Origin of the sequence: Pseudomonas fluorescens, assembly GCF_902497785.1 — a bacterium.
GTDB classification, from domain to species: domain Bacteria; phylum Pseudomonadota; class Gammaproteobacteria; order Pseudomonadales; family Pseudomonadaceae; genus Aquipseudomonas; species Aquipseudomonas fluorescens_BO.
In genome coordinates, this window is sequence record NZ_CABVHK010000009.1 from 165,526 (window position 1) to 188,485 (window position 22,960).

A 22,960-nucleotide genomic window follows, 5' to 3' on the forward strand; every position below is an offset into this window, starting at 1 on the left:
CTATCTATCGAACTTCGTTCAGCCGTGCATCGCTACGGTCTTGGTTTGCGGTCCGTGCGATGTGGCGACGGACGAGGGTCAGCGCGACAAAAAGAATCAACATCATGGCTGCTATAAAACCGAAGAACCGAGTGCCTGTGCTGGCAAGAATCCAGGGGCCGATGAAAGCGCTCAGCACCGCGCCCAGCCGTCCGAAAGCTGCGGGCAAACCGACGCCACTTGCACGCATTGAGGTAGGGAATATCTGCGCCGCCAGCACGAATAGGATTGCTTGTGTGCCCGGTACGCAGAGGCCGAGCAGCAGCAGGCTAACGGTGATGATAGGGAGCGAATTCGCAGCAGGTTGCAACGGCGTTACCATCAGCGCAGCGCAGCAGGCCAACGCCCCCGCCGCCATGCAGAGCATGGTTTTGCGCGAACCGAAGCGACTGAACAGCCAGCCGCCGCCCACCCCTCCAATCAGGCCACCGAGGCTGAACAACGCCATACTTGCGCTGGACATACTGACGCTGTAACCGGCCTCGACGAACAGGGAGGGGGACCAGGTAAACATGAGGTAGCTAGACAGAATCACGGTAAAGAAAGCGACCGCCAGAACCCGTGTGTCGCCGGCATATTCGCTGGCCATTAACGTTCGCACCGAAGCCTTCTTGACTGCAGCCGCTTCGCCGCTGTCCTCCAACGTGGTGGTCAATGACACCGCATGCCCCAGGTGGCGAATGATGTTCAGGCACGCTGCCGGCTTGATGCCGCGCGCCACCAGAAATCTCAGCGACTCTGGGACGCCAATGATCAGCGTCAGCGCGACGATCAACGGCGCACACCCCGCAATCACGAAAAAACTGCGCCAGCCAAGGGCAGGAAGAATTTGCGCCCCTAACAGGCCAACGACAATACCGCCAAAAGGCAACGCGCTCATCCCGATGGCGAGGGCAAGGCTGCGCCGGCGCAAAGGTGTGTACTCAGCCAGCATTGCCGTGACGTTAGGCATGGCTGCTCCCATGCCCAACGATGCAATCACTCGGCAGACGCCCAGAAAGACGATGTCATCGGCGAGCGCGCCCAATAACGTCATCAGGCCAAACGTTACGCTGGACGCGATGAGGGTCCATTTTCTGCCGATGCGGTCGCCCAACAGGCCCCCGAGGGCCGTCCCCAGTGCCATGGCCACGAAACTGAATCCAAGCACCGGTGCAAAGGCTGCGCGGCTGATACCCCATTCGGCTGAAATGGAGGACAGCGACAGGCTAAGCACCTGCGCGTCCACGCCATCGAACACCATGACGAGGGCGACCAAGAAGAGAATTCGCTTTTGATAGGACGTCCACTCTCCGTGATCGAGAATAGGGGCGATGTCGAGGACGGGGGACGATGGCTGCGCTAGCTGGCTCATGATGGAACCCTCACACCTTAAGGTGTTTTGTATTATTTGTTGTAATACGATAATTATGTTTTTTCCAAAAAGTGTCAACGCTTTTATCTTATGGCGCTATTTTTGTTTTTACTCACCTCGTGGTCGAGCTTGGCGGTAACATGCGGGCTCCGTCAAGCACACCTTTCTAAGGGGGCAGGGTTGATAAAGCAGCAGGTAACCGGCGCGTCAGCCATGCAAGTCTCAGGCGCAGAAGATCCCAAAGGCAGCTCCCAGGATCGCTTGATGCGCCTGCTCGAATTGTTCAGTGGAGACAGCAAATCTGATTGGTCTGTGGACGAAGCGGCGATCGAGTTAGGACTATCGGCGAGCCATACGTACCGTTACTTTCGAACCCTGTCGGGTGCCGGATACATCAGCGCCTTTACCCCGGGGCGCTACGTGCTGGGCCCAGCAATCATCGCGTTGGATAGAAAAATGCGGTTGGGTGATCCGATGATCCAGGCTGCAAGGTTGGTCATGGGTGACATGCTGAATGCGGCCCCCGCTGACAGCATCGCGATTTTATGCCGGTACTTCCAAGAGCACGTCATGTGCGTGCATGAGGAGTTCACCACCCGTTTCAAGCAAGACATCAGCTATGAGCGCGGCCTCCCAAGGCCCCTTTACCAAGGCGCAGCCTCAAAGGTCATCCTGGCGCACCTGCCATTGCGCCAGGTCAAACCCTACTACGAAGGCGTAACGGGCGAATTCGAGCGCTTTGGCCTTGGGGCCAATTGGGCGCAAGTCAAGCAGACACTGAGATCGCTGAGAAACGAGTCCGTAGTCATCACTTCAGGCGAATTGGGCAATAGCGCTGCGGGTATTTCAGCCGCCGTTTTTGACGATAAACGGGTGATCGGCAGCATCAGCATCGTGATACCCGTCGTCGATGCCTCCCCGGAAGTCAGAACACTGCTCGCGCCTATTGTTGCGAAGGCCGGGGCCGAGATGACGCAGAAAATGACGGTGTTGGCGTCTTCTGGATCATGAAATACACAACGCCGTCAGCTCTCTGGAAACAGCCAAGGCTCGGTGGCGCGTCGCTTGCTTTCGTATAAGCGCACGTCGTCGGCTTGAGCGAGCGTCAGGCTGATTTCATCGAGCCCCAACATCACGCATTTTTTGCGGAATGCATCGATCTCGAAACGGTAGATCACGCCCTCAGGCTGGGAAACGGTTTGGTCCGCTAGATTGATCTCAAGTTGCAACGCAGCATCACGGGCCGCGAGTGAGAACAGGTGATCCATTTCATCCTTGGTCAACACGATGGGCAGCACGCCGTTCTTAAGGCAGTTGCCATAAAAAATATCTGCGAAACTGGTGCTGAGCAGCGCTTTGAACCCGAAATCACGCAAGGCCCACGGCGCGTGCTCGCGGCTCGAACCACAACCGAAATTATCTCGGCACAGCAGGATTTGCGCTGACTTGAACCGGGGCTGGTTGAGCATGAACTGCTCGTTGAGCGGTCGTACCGAGCAGTCGTCCCCAGGTTGGCCTTGGTCTAGATAACGCCAGTTATCGAACAGGTAATCGCCATAGCCATATTTGCTGATCAATTTCATGAATTGCTTCGGCAAAATGGCGTCCGTGTCCACATTGATTCGATCAAGCGGCGCCGCTACTGCACAAAACTGCTTGAATGGTTTCACGGCCTTTCAACTCCTTATCTGGGCAGCGGTTATATCAACGAAATGTCCTGCCAGGGCCGCCGCTGCTGCAGTGACCGGGCTCACGAGGTGAGTTCTGCCACCCTGCCCCTGACGCCCCTCGAAATTGCGATTGGACGTAGATGCACAACGCTCCCCAGGGAGCAGCCGGTCCTCGTTCATTCCCAAGCACATCGAACAACCGGGCTCGCGCCATTCAAACCCAGCGTCGATGAATATCCTGTCCAAGCCCTCGGCTTCAGCCATGGCTTTGACCTGTCCTGATCCCGGCACCACCAATGCTTGTTTGATACGCGTGGATACTTTTTGACCGACTACAACCTGGGCAGCTGCCCGCAGGTCCTCGATGCGTGCATTGGTGCAGGAGCCTATGAAAATCTTGTCGAGTTCGATTGAAACGATGGCTGTGCCCGCTGTAATCCCCATATAGTCGAGCGCGCTGACCAAGGCCTGACGTTTAGCGGGGTCTACTTCGTCCGCGGGGTCGGGCACCTTTTCTAGAACATCGCACACCATTTGCGGAGAAGTTCCCCATGAAACTTGAGGGGCAACTTTTGCTGCATCCAGGTTCACCACCTGTTGGAAAATTGCCCCAGGGTCGCTGTGAAGCGTGCGCCAAAACGTAGCGGCGGCCTCCCAGCCTGCGTCTCGCGGCGCATGAGGTCGGCCGTGCAGGTAGGCCAGTGTGGTCTCGTCTACACCGATCAGCCCGACGCGAGCTCCGGCTTCGATTGCCATATTGCAAAGGGTCATCCGCGCTTCCATGGACATGCTACTGACCGTGCTGCCCGTGAACTCGATTGCATGACCGGTGGCCCCCGCAGTACCGATTTTGCGAATCAAGCTCAGGGCCAAGTCTTTTGCGGTCACGAACGGCTGCAATTCGCCGTCGATCTGAACCTTCATCGCCGCCATGGGTGAAACACGCAGGCACTGGGTGGCGAGAACGTGCTCGATCTCGGAAGTGCCGATGCCAAATGCCAAGGCCGCGAAAGCACCATGGGTACTGGTATGAGAGTCGCCACAGACGATGGTCATTCCCGGAAGACTGGCGCCAGATTCAGGCGCGATGACATGCAAAATGCCCTGCCTTTGATCACCCATTTTAAAGTGGCGCAGGTTCAGGTCATCGCAGTTACGCTCAAGCGTCTGAACCTGAATTTTCGCTACCGGATCCTGAATGCCCAGAGCCAAGTCCCTAGTCGGCACATTGTGGTCCGAGGTGGCGATGATCGTGCCGCTTCGCCAAGGGTTCAGCCCCGCTGCCGATAAACCTTCAAAAGCCTGGGGGCTGGTGACTTCATTGATCAACTGCAGATCGATGTAAAGCATCGCCGAACCGTCCGGGTCATGACGTACGACGTGCGTTTCCCAGAGTTTTTGCAGCAGCGTTTTGGGCACTGGAGGCTCCTCTTGTCAGATCGATCATTACGGACCTGCCTGGCCGGATTGTAGGCAAGCTTGCTCAGACAATATAGAGCGCTTTTATCGTAATGCGCTATTTTTGATTTTTAAAGAGTGGCAAAGTACTATGTGTTGTCCAACTGTACTGTTCAGATTTGTAAAATCTGAACAGCGAAAGCGCCCGCTTAAACGATTCCTGATCTCGGCTTTTGATAGCGATGTCTGATAGGCAGTGCGCTATCCCCCCTCAATACTCATCCGTTCAAGAGCGATCCGCAGTGGGTAAATATGACAACTAAAAGCTTTGACGTGCTGATTGTAGGAAGTGGTGCAGCCGGATGCGTGGTGGCCAGTTATCTGGCCGAGAACAGTCGGGCCAGCATTGCCGTGATCGAAGCCGGCGGCAAGGATTCCGACCCGCTGATCCATATTCCAGCCGGCTTCGGCACCATCCTGGCCAAGGATAAACACGTGTGGACCCATTCCACCGTCGCCCAGCATGGTACTGAGCGACGCTTTCGCTCCGGCAAGGTGTTGGGGGGAGGCACGTCGGTAAATGCCATGGCGTATGTGCGTGGCCAAAAACGCGACTTCGATGCGTGGGACGAAGCCACCGCAGGCGACGGGGACTGGAATCACGCCAGCATGTGGCGTGCCTTCATCGAGCAAGAAAAAAACGACACGTTCCATGATGAACATCATGGCACCCAAGGCAATCTGGCCGTGCAGCTGCCCAAAGGGATCAACGAACTGAACCAGTATTGCCTGAAGGCATTTCAGGAATACGGCCTGCCCTACAATCCGGATTACAACGGCGCCAGCCAGATCGGTGTGTCACCGGTGCAATCGAACATCGAGAACAGTCGCCGTTGCAGTGCCGTAGTCGCGCACCTGCGCCGTCATCTGGAGAGTGGCCGCGTCACCTTGCTGGCGAACACAACGGTCACTCGGGTGCTGATCGATAGCCACCGCGCGGTAGGGGTCGAAATACTCCAGGGCGGGACTACGCAGCAAATCCAGGGCAAGCAGGTCATACTCAGCGCCGGGGCGGTACACAGCCCGAAGATTCTCATGCATTCCGGCATAGGCCCCAAGACCCAGTTGCAGGAATTCGGCATTGAGGTGATGGTCGATTCCCCCGGCGTGGGCGAAAACCTACATGACCACCCTATCGTACCGCTCAGCGCCTATGTGAAAGGGAACTTGGGCTATCAAAGCGTTGCCCAGGGCCTTGGGACGCTGAAGGCAGGGATCCGCTACATCCTGACCAAAGACGGCCCGGCCGCAGGCAGCGGTATCGAGACGGTCAGCTATTGGGATCCCCTGAACTTACAGGGCGACCCTACCGTTCAGTGCTATCACGTACCAATCATTTCCAAAGACGGCTTGAGCCCTACCGGTACGCGCCCCGGCGTGACCTTCGAGTTAGTGGTGCTTCAGCCTAAAAGCCGCGGCTGGGTACGTTTGGCTGACGCTGACCCTACCTCTATGCCGCTGATCAACCCAAATTTCATCGGCCACGAATACGATTTGAAAGTGGCCGTTGAGTCGGTGAAAGCCATGCGCCATGTCCTGACTCAGGAATCGCTAGCGCCGGTGATCGACGAAGAGGTCTCACCGGGTCCCAGCGTGCAATCCGATGAGCAGATTGGCGAATGGGTCAAACGCGTCGCCACCACCATGTGGCACCCGGTCGGCACCTGTCGCATGGGCAAGGACGAAGGTGCCGTCGTTGATGGTCGCCTGCGTGTGAAAGGCGTGGAGCATCTGCGTGTCATCGATGCCTCGATCATGCCCAACATTACTAGCGGCAACACCAACGCGCCCACTCAGGCGCTGGCCCTGCACGCTGCCAAAATGCTCTGTGAAGATTACTTTCGCTGATCTGCGTGACGCTCATAAACATCCACTGAATTCGATAAGGTGACAACCCATGAACTATCCAAGCTCCGAGTCCATCGATGCAGTATTCGAGTCGCAGCGTGCCTATTTCGCCTCCCGCCAAACCCACCCCATCGAGTTTCGCAAACACAGCCTGGAGCGCCTGAAACAGGCAGTGCTCAATCACAAAGAGGCGCTGTACGTCGCACTGGACGAAGATTTAGGAAAACCCAAGGCCGATGTGGACCTCGCGGAGATCGGCGCAGTCCTCCACGAAATCGATTTCGCCCTCGCCCACCTTGACGAGTGGGCGACACCAGAAACGGTACCCACCGCAGACCTGATTGCGCCGTCCCAGTGCTATGTCACGCAAGAGCCCTTTGGCGTTACTTACATCATCGGGCCGTTTAACTACCCCGTAAACCTGACGCTGACGCCGCTGATAGGCGCAATCATTGGCGGCAACACTTGCATCCTTAAGCCCTCCGAAACCACCCCCAACACTTCACTGGTCCTCGAGAAAATCATTCAGGAAGCGTTCTCTCCCAACTACATAGCTGTGGTTCAGGGTGGACGCGATGAGAATACTCACCTGCTGAGCTTGCCGTTCGATTTCATCTTTTTCACGGGCAGCCCTAACGTCGGCAAGATAGTGATGCAGGCAGCCGCCGCGCACCTCACACCAGTGATCCTGGAACTAGGCGGCAAGTGCCCTTTGATTGCCCTGGCCGATGCCGATGTCGATCTGGTGGTGTCGCAGCTGATGTTTGGCAAGTTCATCAACAGCGGCCAGACCTGCATCGCACCGGATTACTTGTACGTCCACAGCAGCATCAAGGATGAACTGCTAACTCGCCTGACGCAGCGCATTCAGCAGGACCTGCCCGACATAGGTTCCACGGGAAAAGTCGTCACGAGCCAACAAGTATCGCGTCTTCAAAACTTGTTGAGCAAGAGCGCGGGCAAGGTGCTGGTCGGCGGCGATGCAGACCCAGAACGGCGCGTATTCAGCGCCACCGTGGTCGACCAAGTGCAATGGGACGATGCGCTGATGGCCGAAGAGCTGTTTGGGCCCATTTTGCCGGTGCTGACTTTTGATTCGGTGGATAATGCAGTCGATCTCATCAATCAACATCACTCCAAACCACTGGCCGTGTATGTGTTCACAGGCCACACAGCCAATGCCAACCCCGTCATCGACCACATTCAAGCCGGCGATGCTCAGGTCAACGGCGTGCTGGTGCACGCGTTTTCGCCATACCTGCCGTTCGGTGGGGTGGGCGGTTCAGGGATGGGCGAATATCACGGCCGATACAGCTACCTGGCATTTACCCACAAAAAGTCTGTACGGATAGTTGAGTCTGGCAAGCCGGTATAAATAAAACACCAACTCCGCGAACCTGAGGCAGGTCAACGGCAGGTATTCTTTGCAATCCTGCCTTGATCGCGCGACCACATAAACCGTGACGAGCTCAACATAAACAACTGCATGCACCTCAGTACCAACACTCCATAAGAATTCGTACTCACAACCCGGAGACAGCAATAACACCAAAGGCTAGCATTCTATTAACCCTTAATAAGACACCCCTATTAGCCTTCGGGAGATACATCATGTGGAACAATAGCAGCCCCTTTTTACAAGGTATTCGCCAACCCCTCTCCAACGAAATCATCGCCAATGAACTTCGCATAGAAGGTACTGTGCCGCCTGAACTTGAGGGCGTGCTTTTTCGAACCGGATCCAACCAGCGTTGGGAGCCTGCTCGCCCTGACCGATACCACTGGTTCGACGGAGATGGCATGGTTCATGGGTTTTATATCAGCAACGGCGCTGTCAACTACCGCAATAAATGGGTGCGCACCGAGGGTTTCAAGGAAGAAGAAGCAGCCGGTAGATCGCTCTACAACGGTATTTACGGGTCTTACGAAGTAGCTCAACCACAGCTTGAAAAGGGGCCGGCTGCCGTCAAGCAAGTAGCCAACGTCAATGTCGTGGAAATCGACGGACGCGTATTGGCTCTGCAAGAGGCGGGTAGACACTATTATGAACTTGACCGAAACACCCTGGAAACCATTGGTACCTTTGATTTCCACGGCGCAATTGATGCACTGGTTACCGCGCATATCCATACCGACGCCGCAAAAAATGAACTACTATTGTATACGGTCGAACCCGAAACCCGCCGATTCGTCTGTGCACTGGCTGACAAACAAGGGAACATCCTGAAACAGCACGTCGTTACACTTGACGCCCCCGCCTATATTCACGACTTCATGTTCACTGAAAATCATTTTGTCTTCTTCTTTGGGCCCATCAACTGGCGTCCAGAATCACCCGACCGAGTTCCTGCAGGCAAATCTGCGTGGACGTTTGACCCAAAGCAGAGCAATCGAACCCTGGTGGTCCATCGGCAGACCGGTGCAACTCAATGGTTCACCGATGAAGCTTACCAAACCACACACTTCGTCAACGCCTACGAGGAAGATGGCAAAATAATCGTCGACGGCTGCGTCAGTGACCTCCAGTTTGTCGATGATATAAAAGTCGAGAATTTCTTTCCGTTTCCTTTTCCTGACGCTGGACGCTCGCCGTTCACACCTCCCGCGCTGTACCGCTGGACCCTGGATCTCGATGCCGGTCAGATGACACGAGCACGGGTCGGAAATTTCTCCGTCGAATTTCCTAGGATCAATGAAAAACTCCTGGGTGCAAAACACCAATACGGCTACTTTGCCGGTGTACACCAGCCCAAAAGTGACAGCCACGATTTCAATTGCCTGATAAAGCACGATTTTATTTCAGGCAAAACCGAGTACCAAACACTGGAAGGTGACAGGGACGTGTCCCCTGCCGAGCCGATATTCGTGGCCAAACCCGATGCGGTGAGTGAAGACGATGGTTGGTTGCTGGTCGTCTGGTGGGATCCCCAGACAAACAAAAGCGAACTGGTGATCCACGACGCGAGCGACTTCACGGGCGCACCATTGGCACGGGTAAAGCTGGATCATCATATACCGCTGGGTTTTCATGGGAACTGGATCCCATAACCCACCGGTAGAGGTCTAGCCGAGCGTTCTGGCAACAGCAACGCACAACTGACTGCCCTGCAAATAACGTATCGCTGCAGGGCAGTCTTTGTATGAAGGAACGCCCCTTTCAAGGGGCATTCATGCCATACGATCAGTCCACTAAAACCCTGACCTTAAAACGGATAAGCGCGACGTTTGTGTTGCACCGAGTTCCAGTGATCGCTGGTCAGCTCCGCGATGATCCAATCGCTGTTGAATCGCCCGATACCACTGTTTTTCTCGCCGCCAAACATGTTGTTCGGATCATCATTGACCGAGATGTCGTTGATGTGAGTCATGCCGGCTCCAGCGCATGTGCCTCGTCACGCGCAGTGATGATCGGCGCTACAGGACAAAATTGCTCAGCCTGGGCCAAGTCACTCATGTTATCGACATTGACGAACACATGAGGCGGCAGTACCTACCCGTGTGCAGCGCCACCGAGCAACAACTCGATGCTTTCGGCTTTCGCCGCCTCGATCCGGGCCACTGCGCCCTCCAACTGGCGACGGTTGATCAGCGGGCCAATGACTGTATCTGCAAGGTCAGGATCGCCGACTTTCAACTGGCGAACGCGCTCGACAAACGCTTCGACGAAATCCTTTTGCAACGAGGCGTCGACGATAATCCGGTTACTGCTCATGCAGATTTGACCTTGGTGCAGGAAGCGCCCCACAACGGCGGCGTGCACCGCCAGATCGAGGTCCGCGTCATCAAGCACCACACACGGAGCATTCCCACCCAACTCCAACCCGACTCGCTTGAGCGTCGGGCCTGTGACTGCCAACGCGCCCAATGTGCCGCCCGACCCGAGTCGATCCCGTGAAGAAGATGAATTTTGGAATCGGGTGCAGGGTAAAGGCATCACCCAAATCAGCCACGTCTCCCACGACCACGTTCAAAACTCCCGGCGGAAAACCGGCCTCTTCGTAAATTTTCGCCAACAACAAACCACCGGTCACCGGCGTATCGTCGGCAGGCTTCACGACGACGGCGTTACCGAGTGCCAGCGCCGGTGCGATAGACCGATTGGAAAGGTGCATCGGCCAGTTCCAGGGACTGATAACCCCGACCACACCCAATGGTTTACGGTAAACGCGGCTTTCTTTGTCGGGGGTGTCGATTGGCAGAATGCGGCCGACGACTCTCGAAGGCATGGCCGCGGCCGTGATCATGGTCGAACGTACCGCTGACCACTCGATTTCGGCTTTGGTACGCGTGCTGCCTGACTCACGAATCAATCAGTCGACAATTTCTTCGTGCCTGGCTTCCAGTACGCTAACGGCGCGCATGAACAAGGCTGAGCGCTCATTAGGTAACGTCTGCGCCCATGCTTTCTGCGCGGTTGCTGCCGCCTGGTAGGCGTCGTCGAGGTCGCTAACATCACCCAGCGAAAGCTCGGTCAGCAGGGCGTTGTCATAAGGGTTGCGGTTCTCCAGGACCTTGCGCGTACTTCCGGAACGCCAGGCCCCGGCGATGTATTGGCCAGTAAAGTTTTGCCACGGTGTTGGGCGGTCAGACATGGGTGTTCTCCGGTTGATTCAAAGTAGGTCAGCGCCAGTATTCTTCTTGCTTGCCAGCCTGGAAGTCGCGAGGTTTTCCAATTGCTGGTGCAGTGCAAGGGTGTGATGTTCATCAGTTCGGTGGTGAGCGAAAAGCTGAGCAATCGCTGCGCATTCGAACGCAGCAATGAGCAGTGGAGAGGCCTTTTTTTCGAGGCTGATCAGACTTGTCAGAAGACCCCTGACTTGATCATAAATTCGTGCCTGAGCAGGTGGGGCAGGTGTATCCGAGATCTTCAGTGCGAGCCGCGCAATGCGCTTGCACAGGCGCTTGCGCTGGGAGCCTGGCGATGAAGGAACCAACCATCGGTAGGTCAGCACGGCAGTGAACACCCCGCCCAGAATTGCCAACATCTGCAACAGGGTATGTTCAAGGGAGGTGTCTACCTGCAATCCAGGTTGAGCGATTAACAAAAAGGTCATGTTCAGGTCGATGGCCAGTTTTGCTGTACCGGGCCGAGCCATGAGCAACGCTCCGATCATCAAAAACGGTGCGATAACCAAGGCCAGCTCCCACACCGTTCCCACTTCAGGTAACAGCCAAAAACGGCAGGTCACGCCAAGAACGGCTCCAGCGGTCGAGCCAACAAGTACGTCTTTTAACGCCGCACTGGCGTGGCTATGGCTGGAGAACAGCGAGGCGAACAACACGGCCGTCATGACCATCATTGGACCGTCTGACCAACCCAGGCCCCACCACATTGCGGTGGCGATGGACATCGCAATCAAGGGTCTGGAGCCCGCGAGGCATGTTGCGTGCCAGTCGCGCTGTTGAGTTGATTGCAACGCTTCCCTGCCTGGCGTTTCACAAGCATTCAACGCTGCAAAGACGCGTTGTAATTTTTCAACGAACAGCGTGCCTGCGGCAAGGTTTTCAGTGTTTTTGTGGACCTCATTGATCACCGCGAGCACCATTGCAGCTGCCGATTCAGGATGAGTTGCTACCAACAGGTCAGAGGGAAATCGGAGTTTTTCGCCAACATCGAAATGGCTACTTACGAGCAAATCGACAAGCGCGCCCAGCGTGTCGCGAGTGCGAAAGACCCGTAAACGCATTGTTCGAGAACCTGTAGCAATTTCATCCAGGCACAGATCAAGCGCCGCTAGTTCCTGCAACAGCGCACTAAAACTTTTGGCATCGTGTGCAGTGCCTGCCTGCAACCTTTTGAGGCTGTAGTGAACGCTGGCCACAATCAGCGCATCGAGTCGGTTGTACACGGATTCCAGGGACGCGGACTTGCCTGTAAACGTCCATGAAAAACAAGCTGAAGCCAACACGCCGATGACGGTGCAATAGATTCTGCCAAGGGCTAGGTCCACATCGAGCACGGGGTCTTGAATACCAAACAGCGCGACGATCGCTGCGGTGTAGCCTGCCAGCACAAAACCGTAATTTCGAAAATGTCGAAACAGGTTTCCATACCCGGCGCACGCTGCGATCCAGGCTGCCAGTACGAGCATTAGCCAGTGCTGCTGATCAAAGAACACCGTCAGCAAAAGTCCGCCTGCCATGGCTCCCACCACCGTACCGATCAGCCGCGCGCCGATGCGTTCGATCAAGAGGCCTCGCGTAGGTTGCGCCACCAGCCAGACTGTCATCGCAGCCCACCAAGGATGGTGCAGGTCCAGCATTTGAGCGATGACCAGCGCCAAGAGAGCTGCCGTGGTTGTGTGCAGACTGAAAATCAGTGCTGACCGAGAAGGCCACTGAAGCTCGGGCTGCATGCCAAAACGGCCTATCAAGCGACCGAATGATTGAGTGATCCACTTATTCATTTGATGAACTGACATCCGCAGCCTGATAAGGGAAACGCAGCCGCACGCGGCTCTCATTGCCATGGTGCATGCCGACGAGAAACCAAAATATCATATTTCCTGCTATTTAGGATTTTGGTTTATTTTATCTTTACAGGATTTTTGCTTCGTAATAGATTTAGCCTCAGTCAAGGGCACCTGCCTGCCCAGACAATAAAAACAATAAGAGGCCAGTTCATGCATACGCCTACACCCAGCAATATCCTCTGCGACGTCGTTGACGCCCTCCCTGTCAGCCGGTTGCAATGGGAGGGGCTCGCCCTCTGCGTACTGGTCGCAGTGCTAGACGGATTCGACACCCAGATCGTCGGTTTTCTGGTGACTGCCATGGCATCAACCTTGAACGTAACGCCCCAAGCCTTGGCACCGGTGTTCGCGGCGGGTTTATTTGGTTTGATGCTCGGCGCACTGCTACTGGCCCCTATGGCGGATCGCTTGGGGCGCAAGAGAATTCTGGTGTTGTCGATCCTGCTGTTCGGCACATTCGCGTTACTGACCGCTTTTGTTAACAACGTCTCGCAGTTGCTCGTCGTGCGCTTTCTGACCGGCATAGGCCTCGGCGGGGCAATTCCCAACCTGGTGGCGCTGATCTCTGAATACAGCCCGCGACGTTACTCGCGCAGTGCCGTGACGCTGCTGTTCTGTGGCATGCCACTGGGCGCCATGCTGGCTGGCTTGACGGTCGACCAACTGCTCGCTACCTGGGGGTGGGAAAACCTTTTCCTGATCGGTGGCGCGCTGCCGTTGCTGGTCGCCGGCGTTGTGGTGTGGCGGCTTCCAGAGTCGGTTGAGTTCCTCAGTCGCCAACCCGGCAGTCGTGCTGCCCTCAGCGCTATCATTAAACGGCTCGCACCCAACCTCGCAGAACTGCCCGCCAGTCTTGGCCAACTACGCCAACAGGCAACCTCCTCTACCTCCCTGAGTCGTCTTTTCACAGCCGGCATGTGGCGCCGCACCCTGCTGCTTTGGCTGCCGTATGCCATGAACTTGCTGATTTTGTACTTCATTATGAGCTGGATCCCGACGCTGTTAGTGGCAGCCCATGCACCGCTGAGCATGGGCATTCGCGCCATCATTCTCTTCAGCCTGGGAGGTGTGATCGGCTCGGTCGTACAAGGCTGGCTGATGAACCGCTGGGGGTCGGTCAACGTATTGACCATCGAATTCATGGGCTACCTGACAATCGTGCTGGCGCTCAGCCAATTGCCTGTTTCTATTTATTCGCTTTTCCCCGCAATGTTGTTGCTGGGCATTTTGGTGCAAGGCGCGCAGGCAGGTCTTAACGCTTTGGCCGCCGAGTTGTACCCACAGGAAATACGCTCCACAGGCATCGGCTGGGCACTTGGCGTCGGGCGAGTGGGTTCCATTACAGGGCCCGTTTGCGGCGGCTTGATGTTGGCAGCCGGCTGGGTTTTGACAGAGATCCTCAGCGCAGCGTTGGTTCCGGGAATCATCGCGCTGACGGCGATTACCTTGCTACGACTTGACCCCGCGAGCAAACAACAACCCACACCCTCACAGTCTGTTACACATCATTGATGCAACCAGAGGCATACCCATGAAAATCGCAAGCTTCGTTTACCAAAACCGTTCCACGTACGGCATTGTTAAAGGTGACCACGTCATTGACCTGGAATCACTCAAGTCTCACCTGGGTGCGGACCTCAAAGAAGCCATCGCGCGCAATCGACTGAGCGAACTGGGGGCTGATGCGCTGAAAGACCTGCCTCGCCTGGCATTGAGTGAAATCACCTTTTTGCCGGTCATTGCCAACCCAGGCAAAGTGCTCTGCATCGGGATCAACTACGCCACGCATGTGCGCGAGACTGGTCGGGACATGCCGACCTACCCGATGATTTTCACCCGCTTTGCCGACAGCCAGACCGCACACCTGCAGCCCATCGTTCGCCCAACCGTGTCCCACAAGCTTGACTTCGAAGGTGAACTGGCCGTGGTGATCGGCAAGACCGCTCGCCACGTCAAACCGGAGGACGCCTTGGACTACGTCGCCGGCTATGCCTGCTACAACGACGGCAGCGTACGTGACTGGCAGAAGCACACGATCCAGTTTGTTCCAGGGAAGAACTTCCCGGCCACCGGTGGATTCGGCCCATGGATGGTCACCAGCGATGAAATCGTCGACCCGCAGGACCTGGAACTGACGACTCGTTTGAACGGCGAAGTGATGCAACACACGCGCACCAGCGACATGATTTTCGATGTGCGCAAGTTGATCGAGTACTGCACCGCGTTCACTGAACTGGCCCCTGGAGACGTAATCGTCAGCGGCACCACCGGCGGCGTTGGTGCATTCCGCGAGCCACCAGTCTGGATGAAGCCGGGCGATATCGTCGAAATCGAAATCGAGCGCATTGGTATCCTGCGCAACAGTATTGTAGACGAGAGCTGACATGCAAAAACCGTTTGATTCCGAAGACACCACCGAGCACCTGGCAGACAGCAAAGGCTCCAGCCTGGAGCGGATGCTGCGAATTCTCGACCTGTTCACCGAGCACCATCCCATCTGGACGGTCGACGGGATGGGAAATGCGCTGGGGTTCACACGCTCCACTGCCTACCGTTATGTACGCGAACTGGCCGAGGCCAATTTGCTGTTTCAGGTGGAGGCCGGTCGCTATGCGCTGGGCGCGAGAATCATCACCTGGGATCGCCAACTGCGCGTCAGTGATCCGTTGGTACGCGCGGCGCACTCCCTGGAGTCGACCTTTCCGCAATGGGGTGCCGAGCAAGCCTGGTTGGTGTGTCGGCTGTTCAAGGATCAAGTGGTCTGTATCCATCAAACCGGCAACCTTTCCAACCAAGTGAGCTACTCGCGAGGATCGCCAAGACCTTTGTTCATGGGAGCGACCTCTAAAGCGATCCTCGCCAACATGGGCTCACGGCATCAAAGCCAACTGTTTCTGGAAAACCCGAGTGACATCGAGTCCAGCAACCTTGGCAAGACTTGGGAGGTGTTCCGGCGCTCGCTCCAACGCTTGCGCCGCCAGGGATATGTGCTGAGCACCAGCGAAGTCGATGCTGACGTCTTTGGCCTCGCGGCCCCCATATTCGATGGCGACGGCAAAGTGGTGGGCAGCATCAGCTGCGTGCGCCCGACCTCGCAACGCGATAGCGAACAGGATGAAGTGCAAGGCCAGCAAATCCTCGCCCTTGCCGACAATCTTTCACAACTCATGACCGCGCTGGCGCACAGACCAGAAGTACTGGACTGACCAGCCCGGCGGTCACCGAGGGAATAAAAATGACAACCCTTACACCCGTGAATACTGACGTACTGATTATCGGTGCCGGCCCGACAGGACTCACGTTGGCCAACCTCCTCGGACAGGCCGGCGTGCGTACGACCATTCTTGATCGTAAAGCCGGCACCGTGACTGAACCGCGTGCCGTTTCGATCGACGATGAGTCGCTGCGAACCATGCAGGCAGCCGGGCTGGATGAAGCCGTGTTGGCTGACGTCGTCAAAGGCTACGGCGTTCACTACTTCGACAAGCCAGGGGGACGTTGCTTTGGCAAGGTCGAACCTGTCGGCAAGCAATACGGCTACCCCAAACGCAATGCGTTCAGGCAACCCCTGTTCGAACGCACGCTGATGCAAGGTATGGAGCGTTTCCCTAGCCTGACTCCGCTTTTCTGCCATGAACTGATCAACTTCACACAGAACGCCTCAGGCGTTCTCGCTCGAATACAAAATGCGGCCGGTGACACGGTTGAGGTGCACGCCCAGTACATGGTTGCCTGTGATGGCGGCAGAAGCCCGGTTCGAAAACAACTGGGTATCGATATGGTGGGTTCCAGCTTCAAGTCCCGATGGTTGGTCGTGGATCTGGATCAGGACGATGACCCGTTCTGGCAGACTCGTGTGTATTGCGACGCGCAGCGACCTGTCGTAGAAGTGCCCGGCCCTCATCAGACACGTCGCTTCGAGTTCATGCTCAAAGACGACGAGACTGATGAGCAAATGCTCAGCGACGCTAGCCTTGGCAACTTGCTGCGGCCGTTCCGGGGTGAAAAAGCTTATTCGCTGGTGCGCAAAGTGGTCTACACCTTCCACGCCAGGGTTGCCTCTCGCTGGCAGGAAGGTCGTGTTTTTCTCGCCGGTGACGCTGCGCACCTGACCCCACCCTATGCGGGCCAAGGCATGAACAGTGGTGTGCGTGATGCGCATAACATCGCCTGGAAACTTGTGGCGGTACTCCGGGGACAAATGGCGAAAAGCGCCCTCGAGACCTATGAAAGCGAACGCCGCGATCATGCCTGGGCGCTGATCAAGCTGGCGCTGAATCTCGGGGTGGTCATGGCGCCGGCTTCAGCCTTGCGCGCCAAACTCATTACCAGCACCTTCCGCGTGATCGGGCTGATCCCGCCTCTGCGCGATTACTTTCTGCAAATGAAGTTTAAACCAAAGCCTCGTTTTACCCAGGGCCTGGTGTTATCCCAAGGTAAGGCCGGCAACCTGCGCGCCGGGACCATGCTGCCGCAGCCGACTCTTTTCGACTCTCACGGCTGCGCGCAACTGTTGGATGAGCACATCGGCCCGGGCTTTGCCTTGATTCAATATGGCGATCTGCGCAGCCAACGCATGGATCAACTGCAGCACCCGCTCTGGACCCACCTGGATGCCAAGCGCATCGTGATCATTCCACAAGACGCTCCGCTTCCGCCCCCTTTGGCGGGACTCACGATCGTACATGATCGCAACGGTGAGTTAAGCGCACTGTTTGCCGAGGCCAGCACCTTCCTGCTGCTACGTCCCGACCGCTATGTCGCCGCCATATTTGACCAGGCTCAGGAGTCAGAAACAGCTCTGGCTCTTCAGTCCTTGTTGGGCATTGCACAGGCTACGACAGTCGCCGTCGCGGCTGCCAATACCGCCCATTCCCCAGTTACTCTTTGATCGCGGAGTTTTCCATGACGACCCTCCAGACTTCGACCCCTGCTCAACTGTGCTACCTGCACCTGGCAAGCAAAGAACCTCAACGCCAGGTAGATTTTTATACGCGAATGATGGACATGCGCGCATCGCCACAAGCAGATGGCAGCCAGGTGATGCGGGGGCCGAAACGAGCGGCAATCATTTCGCCAGCCGACCATAGCGGCCTGCTGGCCGCTGCCTTCAACCTCCACTCCAACGCCAAACTGGAAGCGCTGCGTCAGAACCTGATTGAGCGTGAATGCCAGATGGATCCGGTGACCTCGCCTTTACTTGAGCCAGGCGCGTTTGCCATTCGGGATCCACAGGGTCGCCAGACAATATTCGGCGTAGTACTTCCCGATACAAGTGCTGAACTGCAAGGCATGCCGTCGAGGTTGCAGCACGTTGTGTTCCAAACCACCGAGCTTGAGACGATTATCGACTTTTACGTCAACACCGTTGGCTTCACCATTTCCGACAACGTGGTCGACCAGGAAACCGGCCAGCTCATGGTGTGTTTCCTGCGCTCCGACGACGAGCATCACTCCCTCGCCTTTTTCCGTGGGTCGAAGAATGAATGGGACCACCATTGTTACGAAACCAATGAGTGGAATGACATTCGTGATTGGGGCGACCGGTTTGCCAAGGAGCGCATCAGCATTTTCTTCGGCCCTGGCCGTCATGGTCCGGGCAACAATCTGTTTTTCATGGTGGTCGATGCCGATCGGAACCGACTGGAATTCTCGGCCGAACTTGAACTGGCGCCAGCAGACCGTGAAGCCGGCGTATGGCCGCAGAGTGAGCACACTCTTAACTCCTGGGGCCGCGCCTGGATGCGCACCTGATTTTGCAGGGAAGTCAATCCATTAAATTGATCGAGTCGCCTAAATGAACAACCAGAACGCACCCGCTCCATTTGCCATTCAAGGTCATCAATACATTAACGGCCGCTGGCAGCCAGGTCGCTCAACCAAACGCCTGGACAACCGCAACCCCTTCAACAACGAGTTGCTGTTGGACATGCCGCTCGCCTCGGTCGCCGATCTGGATGAAGCCTATCTGGCCGCCGAAAAGGCACAGCTGGAGTGGGCTGCGCTACACGCCGGCCAACGGGTTATGTTGCTTGAAAAGCTTGCCGTTATCGTTGCGCAGCGCAGTGAAGAAATTATCGACTGGCTCATCAAAGAGTCGGGCAGCACTCGAATCAAGGCTGGCATCGAGTGGCAAAGCACGCTGAACCTGGTCCGAGAATGCGCGAGCATGCCGATGCAAGTAGAGGGTCGGATCTTGACCAGCTACAAGCCCGGCGAACAGAGCTTTGTGTTCCGTGATCCACTTGGCGTTGTGGGGGTGATCAGCCCATGGAATTTTCCGCTTTATCTAAGCATGCGCTCCGTTATTCCGGCCTTGGCATTAGGTAATACCGTAGTGCTGAAACCTGCGAGTGATACCGCTGTCAGCGGCGGATTGTTGATCGCCTACCTACTGGAGGCGGCGGGCTTCCCTGCGGGCACCATCAACGTTGTTGTGGGCGCCGGATCGGAAATCGGTGACGCCTTCGTGGAACATCGAGTACCCAGGCTGATCTCGTTCACCGGTTCTACGGACGTGGGGCGCAATGTCGGGCGCATCGCCACGGGTGGCAAGCACATCAAACGCGTTGCTCTTGAACTCGGTGGTAACGCGCCACTGGTGGTGCTGAATGATGCCGACGTTGAAGTGGCAGCTCACGCAGCCGTGGTCGGCCGTTTCCTGCATCAAGGGCAGATATGCATGAGCGTCAACCGAGTGATTGTTGATCGCACCTTATACCCGGCGTTTGCAGAACTTGTGGTGGAGAGGGTCAGCAAGCTGAAAGTGGGTAACCCTAATGATGCGGACACCGTGATTGGGCCTGTCGTCAATCAATCGCAATTGAATGGCCTGTTACGCAAGATTGATCAGGCACACAGCGCTGGCCTGACTAAACTGTTCGGCGCTTCAGCCAACGGTCTGTTGCTCCCACCGCATGTTTTCGGCAACGTAAAAGCCGATGACGCCCTGGCGGTAGATGAAACATTTGGCCCACTGTTACCAATGCTCATAGCCGACGATGAAGCGCACGCCCTGCGACTTGCGAATGCCAGCGAGTATGGGTTGTCCAGTGCGGTATTCACCCAAGACATGGCGCGCGGGTTGCAGTTCGCTCGTGGCATCGTCGCCGGCATGACGCACATCAACGACATCACCGTCGATGACCAGCCAAACGCGCCCTTCGGAGGTGAAAAGAACTCCGGGCTCGGGCGTTTCAACGGTCATTATGCCGTCGATGAATTCACTCGCGCACACTGGGTGACCTGGCAGCCAGGTGGTCACCACTACCCTTTTTAATGCACCACGCAGTCAGCCCCTGTCGGGGCTGATTGTCATGCAGGGCAACAAGGTGAGTTGGCGTTACTCGTCGCCGCCCAAAGCCGCTACCTGAGCCTCTATGGACTTGATGCTTTGTTTGTCGGCTGCATTTTGCGGTGTAACGCCATCGCCCAAAGCGGCATGAAAAGGGCAACCGACAAATTTAGGATCATTCTTGTACGTTTCGACGTAATGCTCGGGGAATTGCTTGTCCAGCGCCTGGATGCCCTTTCGCACTTCGGCTTTATCTTCACTGGACATGTTCATCCGCTCTTCGATATAGGCTTCAGTCGGATCGTCGGCATTCATTTCCATCATGCCCATCATGTAGCCGGCCAGTTGCGGCAAAAGCTGGGCCGCGGCGGGGTCAGGGCGGTCGACCTGCATGGTGTCGAGCGTGGTGGTCAATGACATGGCGCGCAGTAACTGATGGCCAAACCAATGCAACTCCTTGGGGAAGAAGCGGAAGACAAACTGCTCATGAATCGCCGTGATAATGAGATTGCCACGTTCAAGCTTGGGTTTTGGAGCATTTTCGAAGGCTTCGCAAAATTCCACGAGCGCGTCGAAACTATCCGGGTAACCAGTGATCGGCTGATCGTTTTCAGCACGGAAGAGTTTGCACATGTCACGCCAGAACAAGTGCGCGGCAATCTTCTCGTTCTCGGAGAGGCCCGGGGCGCCCATCTTCAACTTCAGACGGTGCATTGTGATGGCGGTGAATGCACAGACGTACACGTAATCGTCATTATAAGAAAAGGCACCGGGATACTGCTTGGCCCAATGCGCATGAAGATTATTAATACCTTCAACCGACTTGATGGTGCGGCTGTCTTCAGGACCGTAGAACCACCACAGCGCATTGGCGCTGCCGGTCTGCTCTACACGCGAGGTGGACCGTGAAACGACTTTGCCACCGTCTTCACGCCAGACCGCTCTGGAGCCCCAATCGGTGACGACAAAATTAGGGAAGGTCAACGCGTAGATGAAGTTCTGCATGAAGTCGTTCAGCCCGTAGCTGTTCGATAAACGCCAGATTTCAATGTAATCCTTGCTTGGGTCGAGGCTTTGGATTTTGGCTTGAATCCACTTTTTAGGGGCAGACATGTAGATCCTCTCTTCGCTTGAGTGCACATAGTGAATACGAAAATAGAGGCCTCTGATCAGCGGCCTTCAGTCGTCAGACAGAAGCGCTCATGGCGCAACGTCTGGGTGCTCTCGATTTAAAAACACCACCACTTACGATAGGGCCTCGCCCCGGGCCAGTCTCCGGTCTGTCCATCCAAGCTCGACGGCGTTTTTGGTATTGCAGTATCACCGCGACGCTATACTGCAATCACAGTGCGCTGGATCCCCACGGGCGGCTGCGTGATGCGTACATAAATAATCATTACGACTCACAGGGAGTACCGTTTGACTACTGATCTCTATTCTCACCTGCAGCCAAAAGGCTCGGTCGAGGACGCTTTTTCCAAGGCGGTGATTGGTCAGCATCATCTGACCAATGCTGTGTTGAAGATGGGTGAAGGTGCGGTGGCCTGGGCGCTTGAGGAGGCCGCCAGTTCCCTCAAGCGCTTGCAGGACGAATTTCAAACGGTGCCTGACTTGCCGACGCCAGAGATACGCCTCAACCTTGAAACGCTCATCCTCGATATATTCATGAGTTCGTTATCGAGAAACAGTGAGCACTTTACGCTGAAATTGATCCCTTCAATGGCGCGACAAGCTGCACGTCGCGAAGTACCGTTCAGCAGCATCGTCAAAAACATGCGAGCCAACCAGACTATCTGGGTCAATCATTTTTTCACCGCGTCGGCGTCCAGGACTTTTGCACCCTCAACGGTTCAACGGTTAGTCACCAACGGTGCATGCGTGGTGGATGAAATCATCGAGCACTTTGTGCTGTGCTACCTGGACGAGCGTCAGGTGCTGATGGAAAGTCAAATCGCGAGACGCCGCGCCCTTGTGGAAAAGTTGATCGGCAATGCGGGCGCGCTTCAACCATTCGAGCTAAAGCAAATCAAAAAAGATCATGGCCTGGATCTTGAGCATTTCCATGTCGGTATCATTATTTCTGATCTCAACACCAAGCTCAGCTCAGACTTGGGTGAGTTACAACGCAATTTACAAGATGCAATCATCGGCGATACACCGCTGGTAGTTTCCTTCACTCAGCATTTGACATGGGCTTGGGTCAGTACACCGCGCGCCCCTACTCCGACCCAACTGAAACGACTTGAAGAAACACTGGGGCAATTAAGTGGAACTCAATGTGCACTGGGTGAACCAGCGAAGGGCCCTGCTGGGTTCAGGCGTACTCATCTTCAAGCCAGAGATGTCAGTAGCGTTGCAATCCTTTCCCCAATCAAAGGCGTCATGCGCTGGGCTGACCATGTCCTGACGATCCTGGTCGGTCAGGATCTTGAAAAGGCCGCGTGGTATGTCGACTCCGTGCTCGGACCTCTGGCAAACAAATCAGAGAAAGCCGGCGGCTACCGCCAAACACTCAGCGCTTACTTGCAGTCAGGCAACAGCTTGCTCCACGGTGCTGAAGCGCTAGGTATTCACCGCAACACGCTAGTGTATCGACTGCAACAGATAGAACTACTGCTGGGTTGTCCTATCAAGCAACGAGAGCTCGAAATACGCTGCGCCTTGCACCTGATCACCCAGTACGAGGGCCGTGTCCTCAAGCATGAAAGGGAATAGAAACAGGTAAACAGTGAGATTGATGTATCCCAGTCGATAGACCATCAACGCACGTTTCAAGCGCTCGAGGGCCGCCGTACTGCAATACCAAAACCAATCATTATTTTGG

16 protein-coding genes and 1 pseudogene are annotated in these 22,960 nt (G+C 55.9%); 11 read left to right on the forward strand and 6 right to left on the reverse strand.

Annotated elements, in window-relative coordinates; translation table 11 throughout:
- Positions 1-4 precede the first annotated feature (4 nt).
- Positions 5-1,393, reverse strand: coding sequence for an MFS transporter (locus F8N62_RS15410; RefSeq protein WP_020300860.1), 1,389 nt, complete (start codon positions 1,391-1,393; stop codon positions 5-7).
- Positions 1,394-1,657: 264 nt separating this feature from the next.
- On the opposite strand from F8N62_RS15410, the gene F8N62_RS15415 reads away from it, so the two are divergent.
- Complete coding sequence (locus F8N62_RS15415) at positions 1,658-2,404, forward strand: IclR family transcriptional regulator (protein ID WP_032904489.1); 747 nt, start codon at positions 1,658-1,660, stop codon at positions 2,402-2,404.
- Positions 2,405-2,418: 14 nt separating this feature from the next.
- Here the strand turns inward: F8N62_RS15415 and leuD are convergent, their stop codons facing one another.
- Together leuD and leuC are read right to left on the reverse strand one after the other, a co-directional pair.
- Positions 2,419-3,063: a 3-isopropylmalate dehydratase small subunit gene (gene leuD / locus F8N62_RS15420; protein ID WP_020300862.1), complete on the reverse strand. Its 645-nt coding sequence runs from the start codon at positions 3,061-3,063 to the stop codon at positions 2,419-2,421.
- A 6-nt stretch (positions 3,064-3,069) separates the two neighbouring features.
- On the reverse strand, positions 3,070-4,482 hold the full coding sequence (gene leuC, locus F8N62_RS15425) for a 3-isopropylmalate dehydratase large subunit (RefSeq protein ID WP_020300863.1): 1,413 nt from the start codon (positions 4,480-4,482) through the stop codon (positions 3,070-3,072).
- A gap of 291 nt (positions 4,483-4,773) precedes the next feature.
- On the opposite strand from leuC, the gene F8N62_RS15430 reads away from it, so the two are divergent.
- The 3 genes from F8N62_RS15430 (at position 4,774) to F8N62_RS15440 (ending at position 9,417) form a co-directional block, all read left to right on the forward strand.
- On the forward strand, positions 4,774-6,369 hold the full coding sequence (locus F8N62_RS15430; RefSeq protein ID WP_032904492.1) for a GMC family oxidoreductase: 1,596 nt from the start codon (positions 4,774-4,776) through the stop codon (positions 6,367-6,369).
- Between the two features lie 49 nt (positions 6,370-6,418).
- Positions 6,419-7,744, forward strand: a complete 1,326-nt coding sequence (mdlD, locus tag F8N62_RS15435) for an NAD(P)-dependent benzaldehyde dehydrogenase MdlD (protein WP_020300865.1) — start codon at positions 6,419-6,421, stop codon at positions 7,742-7,744.
- A 236-nt stretch (positions 7,745-7,980) separates the two neighbouring features.
- Positions 7,981-9,417: a carotenoid oxygenase family protein gene (locus F8N62_RS15440; RefSeq protein WP_106118106.1), complete on the forward strand. Its 1,437-nt coding sequence runs from the start codon at positions 7,981-7,983 to the stop codon at positions 9,415-9,417.
- A 155-nt stretch (positions 9,418-9,572) separates the two neighbouring features.
- On the opposite strand, the pseudogene F8N62_RS15445 reads toward F8N62_RS15440, so the two are convergent.
- Both F8N62_RS15445 and F8N62_RS15450 read right to left on the reverse strand, forming a co-directional pair.
- Positions 9,573-10,961, reverse strand: a pseudogene (locus F8N62_RS15445) (aldehyde dehydrogenase family protein).
- A gap of 18 nt (positions 10,962-10,979) precedes the next feature.
- Positions 10,980-12,776, reverse strand: a complete 1,797-nt coding sequence (locus tag F8N62_RS15450) for an FUSC family protein (RefSeq protein WP_020300869.1) — start codon at positions 12,774-12,776, stop codon at positions 10,980-10,982.
- Between the two features lie 114 nt (positions 12,777-12,890).
- Between F8N62_RS15450 and F8N62_RS15455 the strand changes: the two genes are divergently transcribed.
- From F8N62_RS15455 to F8N62_RS15480, 6 genes are read left to right on the forward strand one after another with little or no spacing between them, the layout of a single operon-like run.
- Positions 12,891-14,354: an MFS transporter gene (locus tag F8N62_RS15455; protein WP_224787691.1), complete on the forward strand. Its 1,464-nt coding sequence runs from the start codon at positions 12,891-12,893 to the stop codon at positions 14,352-14,354.
- Positions 14,355-14,373: 19 nt separating this feature from the next.
- Positions 14,374-15,225: a fumarylacetoacetate hydrolase family protein gene (locus F8N62_RS15460; protein ID WP_020300871.1), complete on the forward strand. Its 852-nt coding sequence runs from the start codon at positions 14,374-14,376 to the stop codon at positions 15,223-15,225.
- Between the two features lies 1 nt (position 15,226).
- On the forward strand, positions 15,227-16,048 hold the full coding sequence (locus F8N62_RS15465) for an IclR family transcriptional regulator (RefSeq protein ID WP_020300872.1): 822 nt from the start codon (positions 15,227-15,229) through the stop codon (positions 16,046-16,048).
- A gap of 29 nt (positions 16,049-16,077) precedes the next feature.
- A complete protein-coding gene (locus tag F8N62_RS15470; protein ID WP_191632330.1) occupies positions 16,078-17,733 on the forward strand; it encodes a bifunctional 3-(3-hydroxy-phenyl)propionate/3-hydroxycinnamic acid hydroxylase in 1,656 nt (551 codons plus the stop codon).
- Between the two features lie 14 nt (positions 17,734-17,747).
- Positions 17,748-18,596 carry a VOC family protein gene (locus tag F8N62_RS15475; protein WP_020300874.1) on the forward strand — a complete coding sequence of 283 codons (849 nt, stop codon included), beginning with the start codon at positions 17,748-17,750 and terminating at the stop codon, positions 18,594-18,596.
- Positions 18,597-18,639: 43 nt separating this feature from the next.
- Positions 18,640-20,121 (forward strand): aldehyde dehydrogenase family protein, encoded by a 1,482-nt coding sequence (locus F8N62_RS15480; RefSeq protein WP_047531102.1) that lies wholly within the window; start codon positions 18,640-18,642, stop codon positions 20,119-20,121.
- Between the two features lie 63 nt (positions 20,122-20,184).
- On the opposite strand, the gene F8N62_RS15485 is transcribed toward F8N62_RS15480, so the two are convergent.
- Complete coding sequence (locus tag F8N62_RS15485) at positions 20,185-21,249, reverse strand: hypothetical protein (RefSeq protein ID WP_020300876.1); 1,065 nt, start codon at positions 21,247-21,249, stop codon at positions 20,185-20,187.
- A gap of 306 nt (positions 21,250-21,555) precedes the next feature.
- On the opposite strand from F8N62_RS15485, the gene F8N62_RS15490 reads away from it, so the two are divergent.
- On the forward strand, positions 21,556-22,851 hold the full coding sequence (locus F8N62_RS15490) for a PucR family transcriptional regulator (protein WP_020300877.1): 1,296 nt from the start codon (positions 21,556-21,558) through the stop codon (positions 22,849-22,851).
- Positions 22,852-22,960: the final 109 nt, after the last annotated feature.

What these genes read in the sequence shown, in the direction of transcription:
- F8N62_RS15410 (WP_020300860.1), bottom strand. Translation starts at nt 1,393, where the DNA reads ATGAGCCAGCTAGCGCAGCCATCGTCCCCCGTCCTCGACATCGCCCCT.
- F8N62_RS15415 (WP_032904489.1), top strand. Translation starts at nt 1,658, where the DNA reads ATGCGCCTGCTCGAATTGTTCAGTGGAGACAGCAAATCTGATTGGTCT.
- F8N62_RS15430 (WP_032904492.1), top strand. Translation starts at nt 4,774, where the DNA reads ATGACAACTAAAAGCTTTGACGTGCTGATTGTAGGAAGTGGTGCAGCC.
- mdlD (WP_020300865.1), top strand. Translation starts at nt 6,419, where the DNA reads ATGAACTATCCAAGCTCCGAGTCCATCGATGCAGTATTCGAGTCGCAG.
- F8N62_RS15440 (WP_106118106.1), top strand. Translation starts at nt 7,981, where the DNA reads ATGTGGAACAATAGCAGCCCCTTTTTACAAGGTATTCGCCAACCCCTC.
- F8N62_RS15450 (WP_020300869.1), bottom strand. Translation starts at nt 12,776, where the DNA reads ATGAATAAGTGGATCACTCAATCATTCGGTCGCTTGATAGGCCGTTTT.
- F8N62_RS15460 (WP_020300871.1), top strand. Translation starts at nt 14,374, where the DNA reads ATGAAAATCGCAAGCTTCGTTTACCAAAACCGTTCCACGTACGGCATT.
- F8N62_RS15465 (WP_020300872.1), top strand. Translation starts at nt 15,227, where the DNA reads ATGCAAAAACCGTTTGATTCCGAAGACACCACCGAGCACCTGGCAGAC.
- F8N62_RS15470 (WP_191632330.1), top strand. Translation starts at nt 16,078, where the DNA reads ATGACAACCCTTACACCCGTGAATACTGACGTACTGATTATCGGTGCC.
- F8N62_RS15475 (WP_020300874.1), top strand. Translation starts at nt 17,748, where the DNA reads ATGACGACCCTCCAGACTTCGACCCCTGCTCAACTGTGCTACCTGCAC.
- F8N62_RS15480 (WP_047531102.1), top strand. Translation starts at nt 18,640, where the DNA reads ATGAACAACCAGAACGCACCCGCTCCATTTGCCATTCAAGGTCATCAA.
- F8N62_RS15485 (WP_020300876.1), bottom strand. Translation starts at nt 21,249, where the DNA reads ATGTCTGCCCCTAAAAAGTGGATTCAAGCCAAAATCCAAAGCCTCGAC.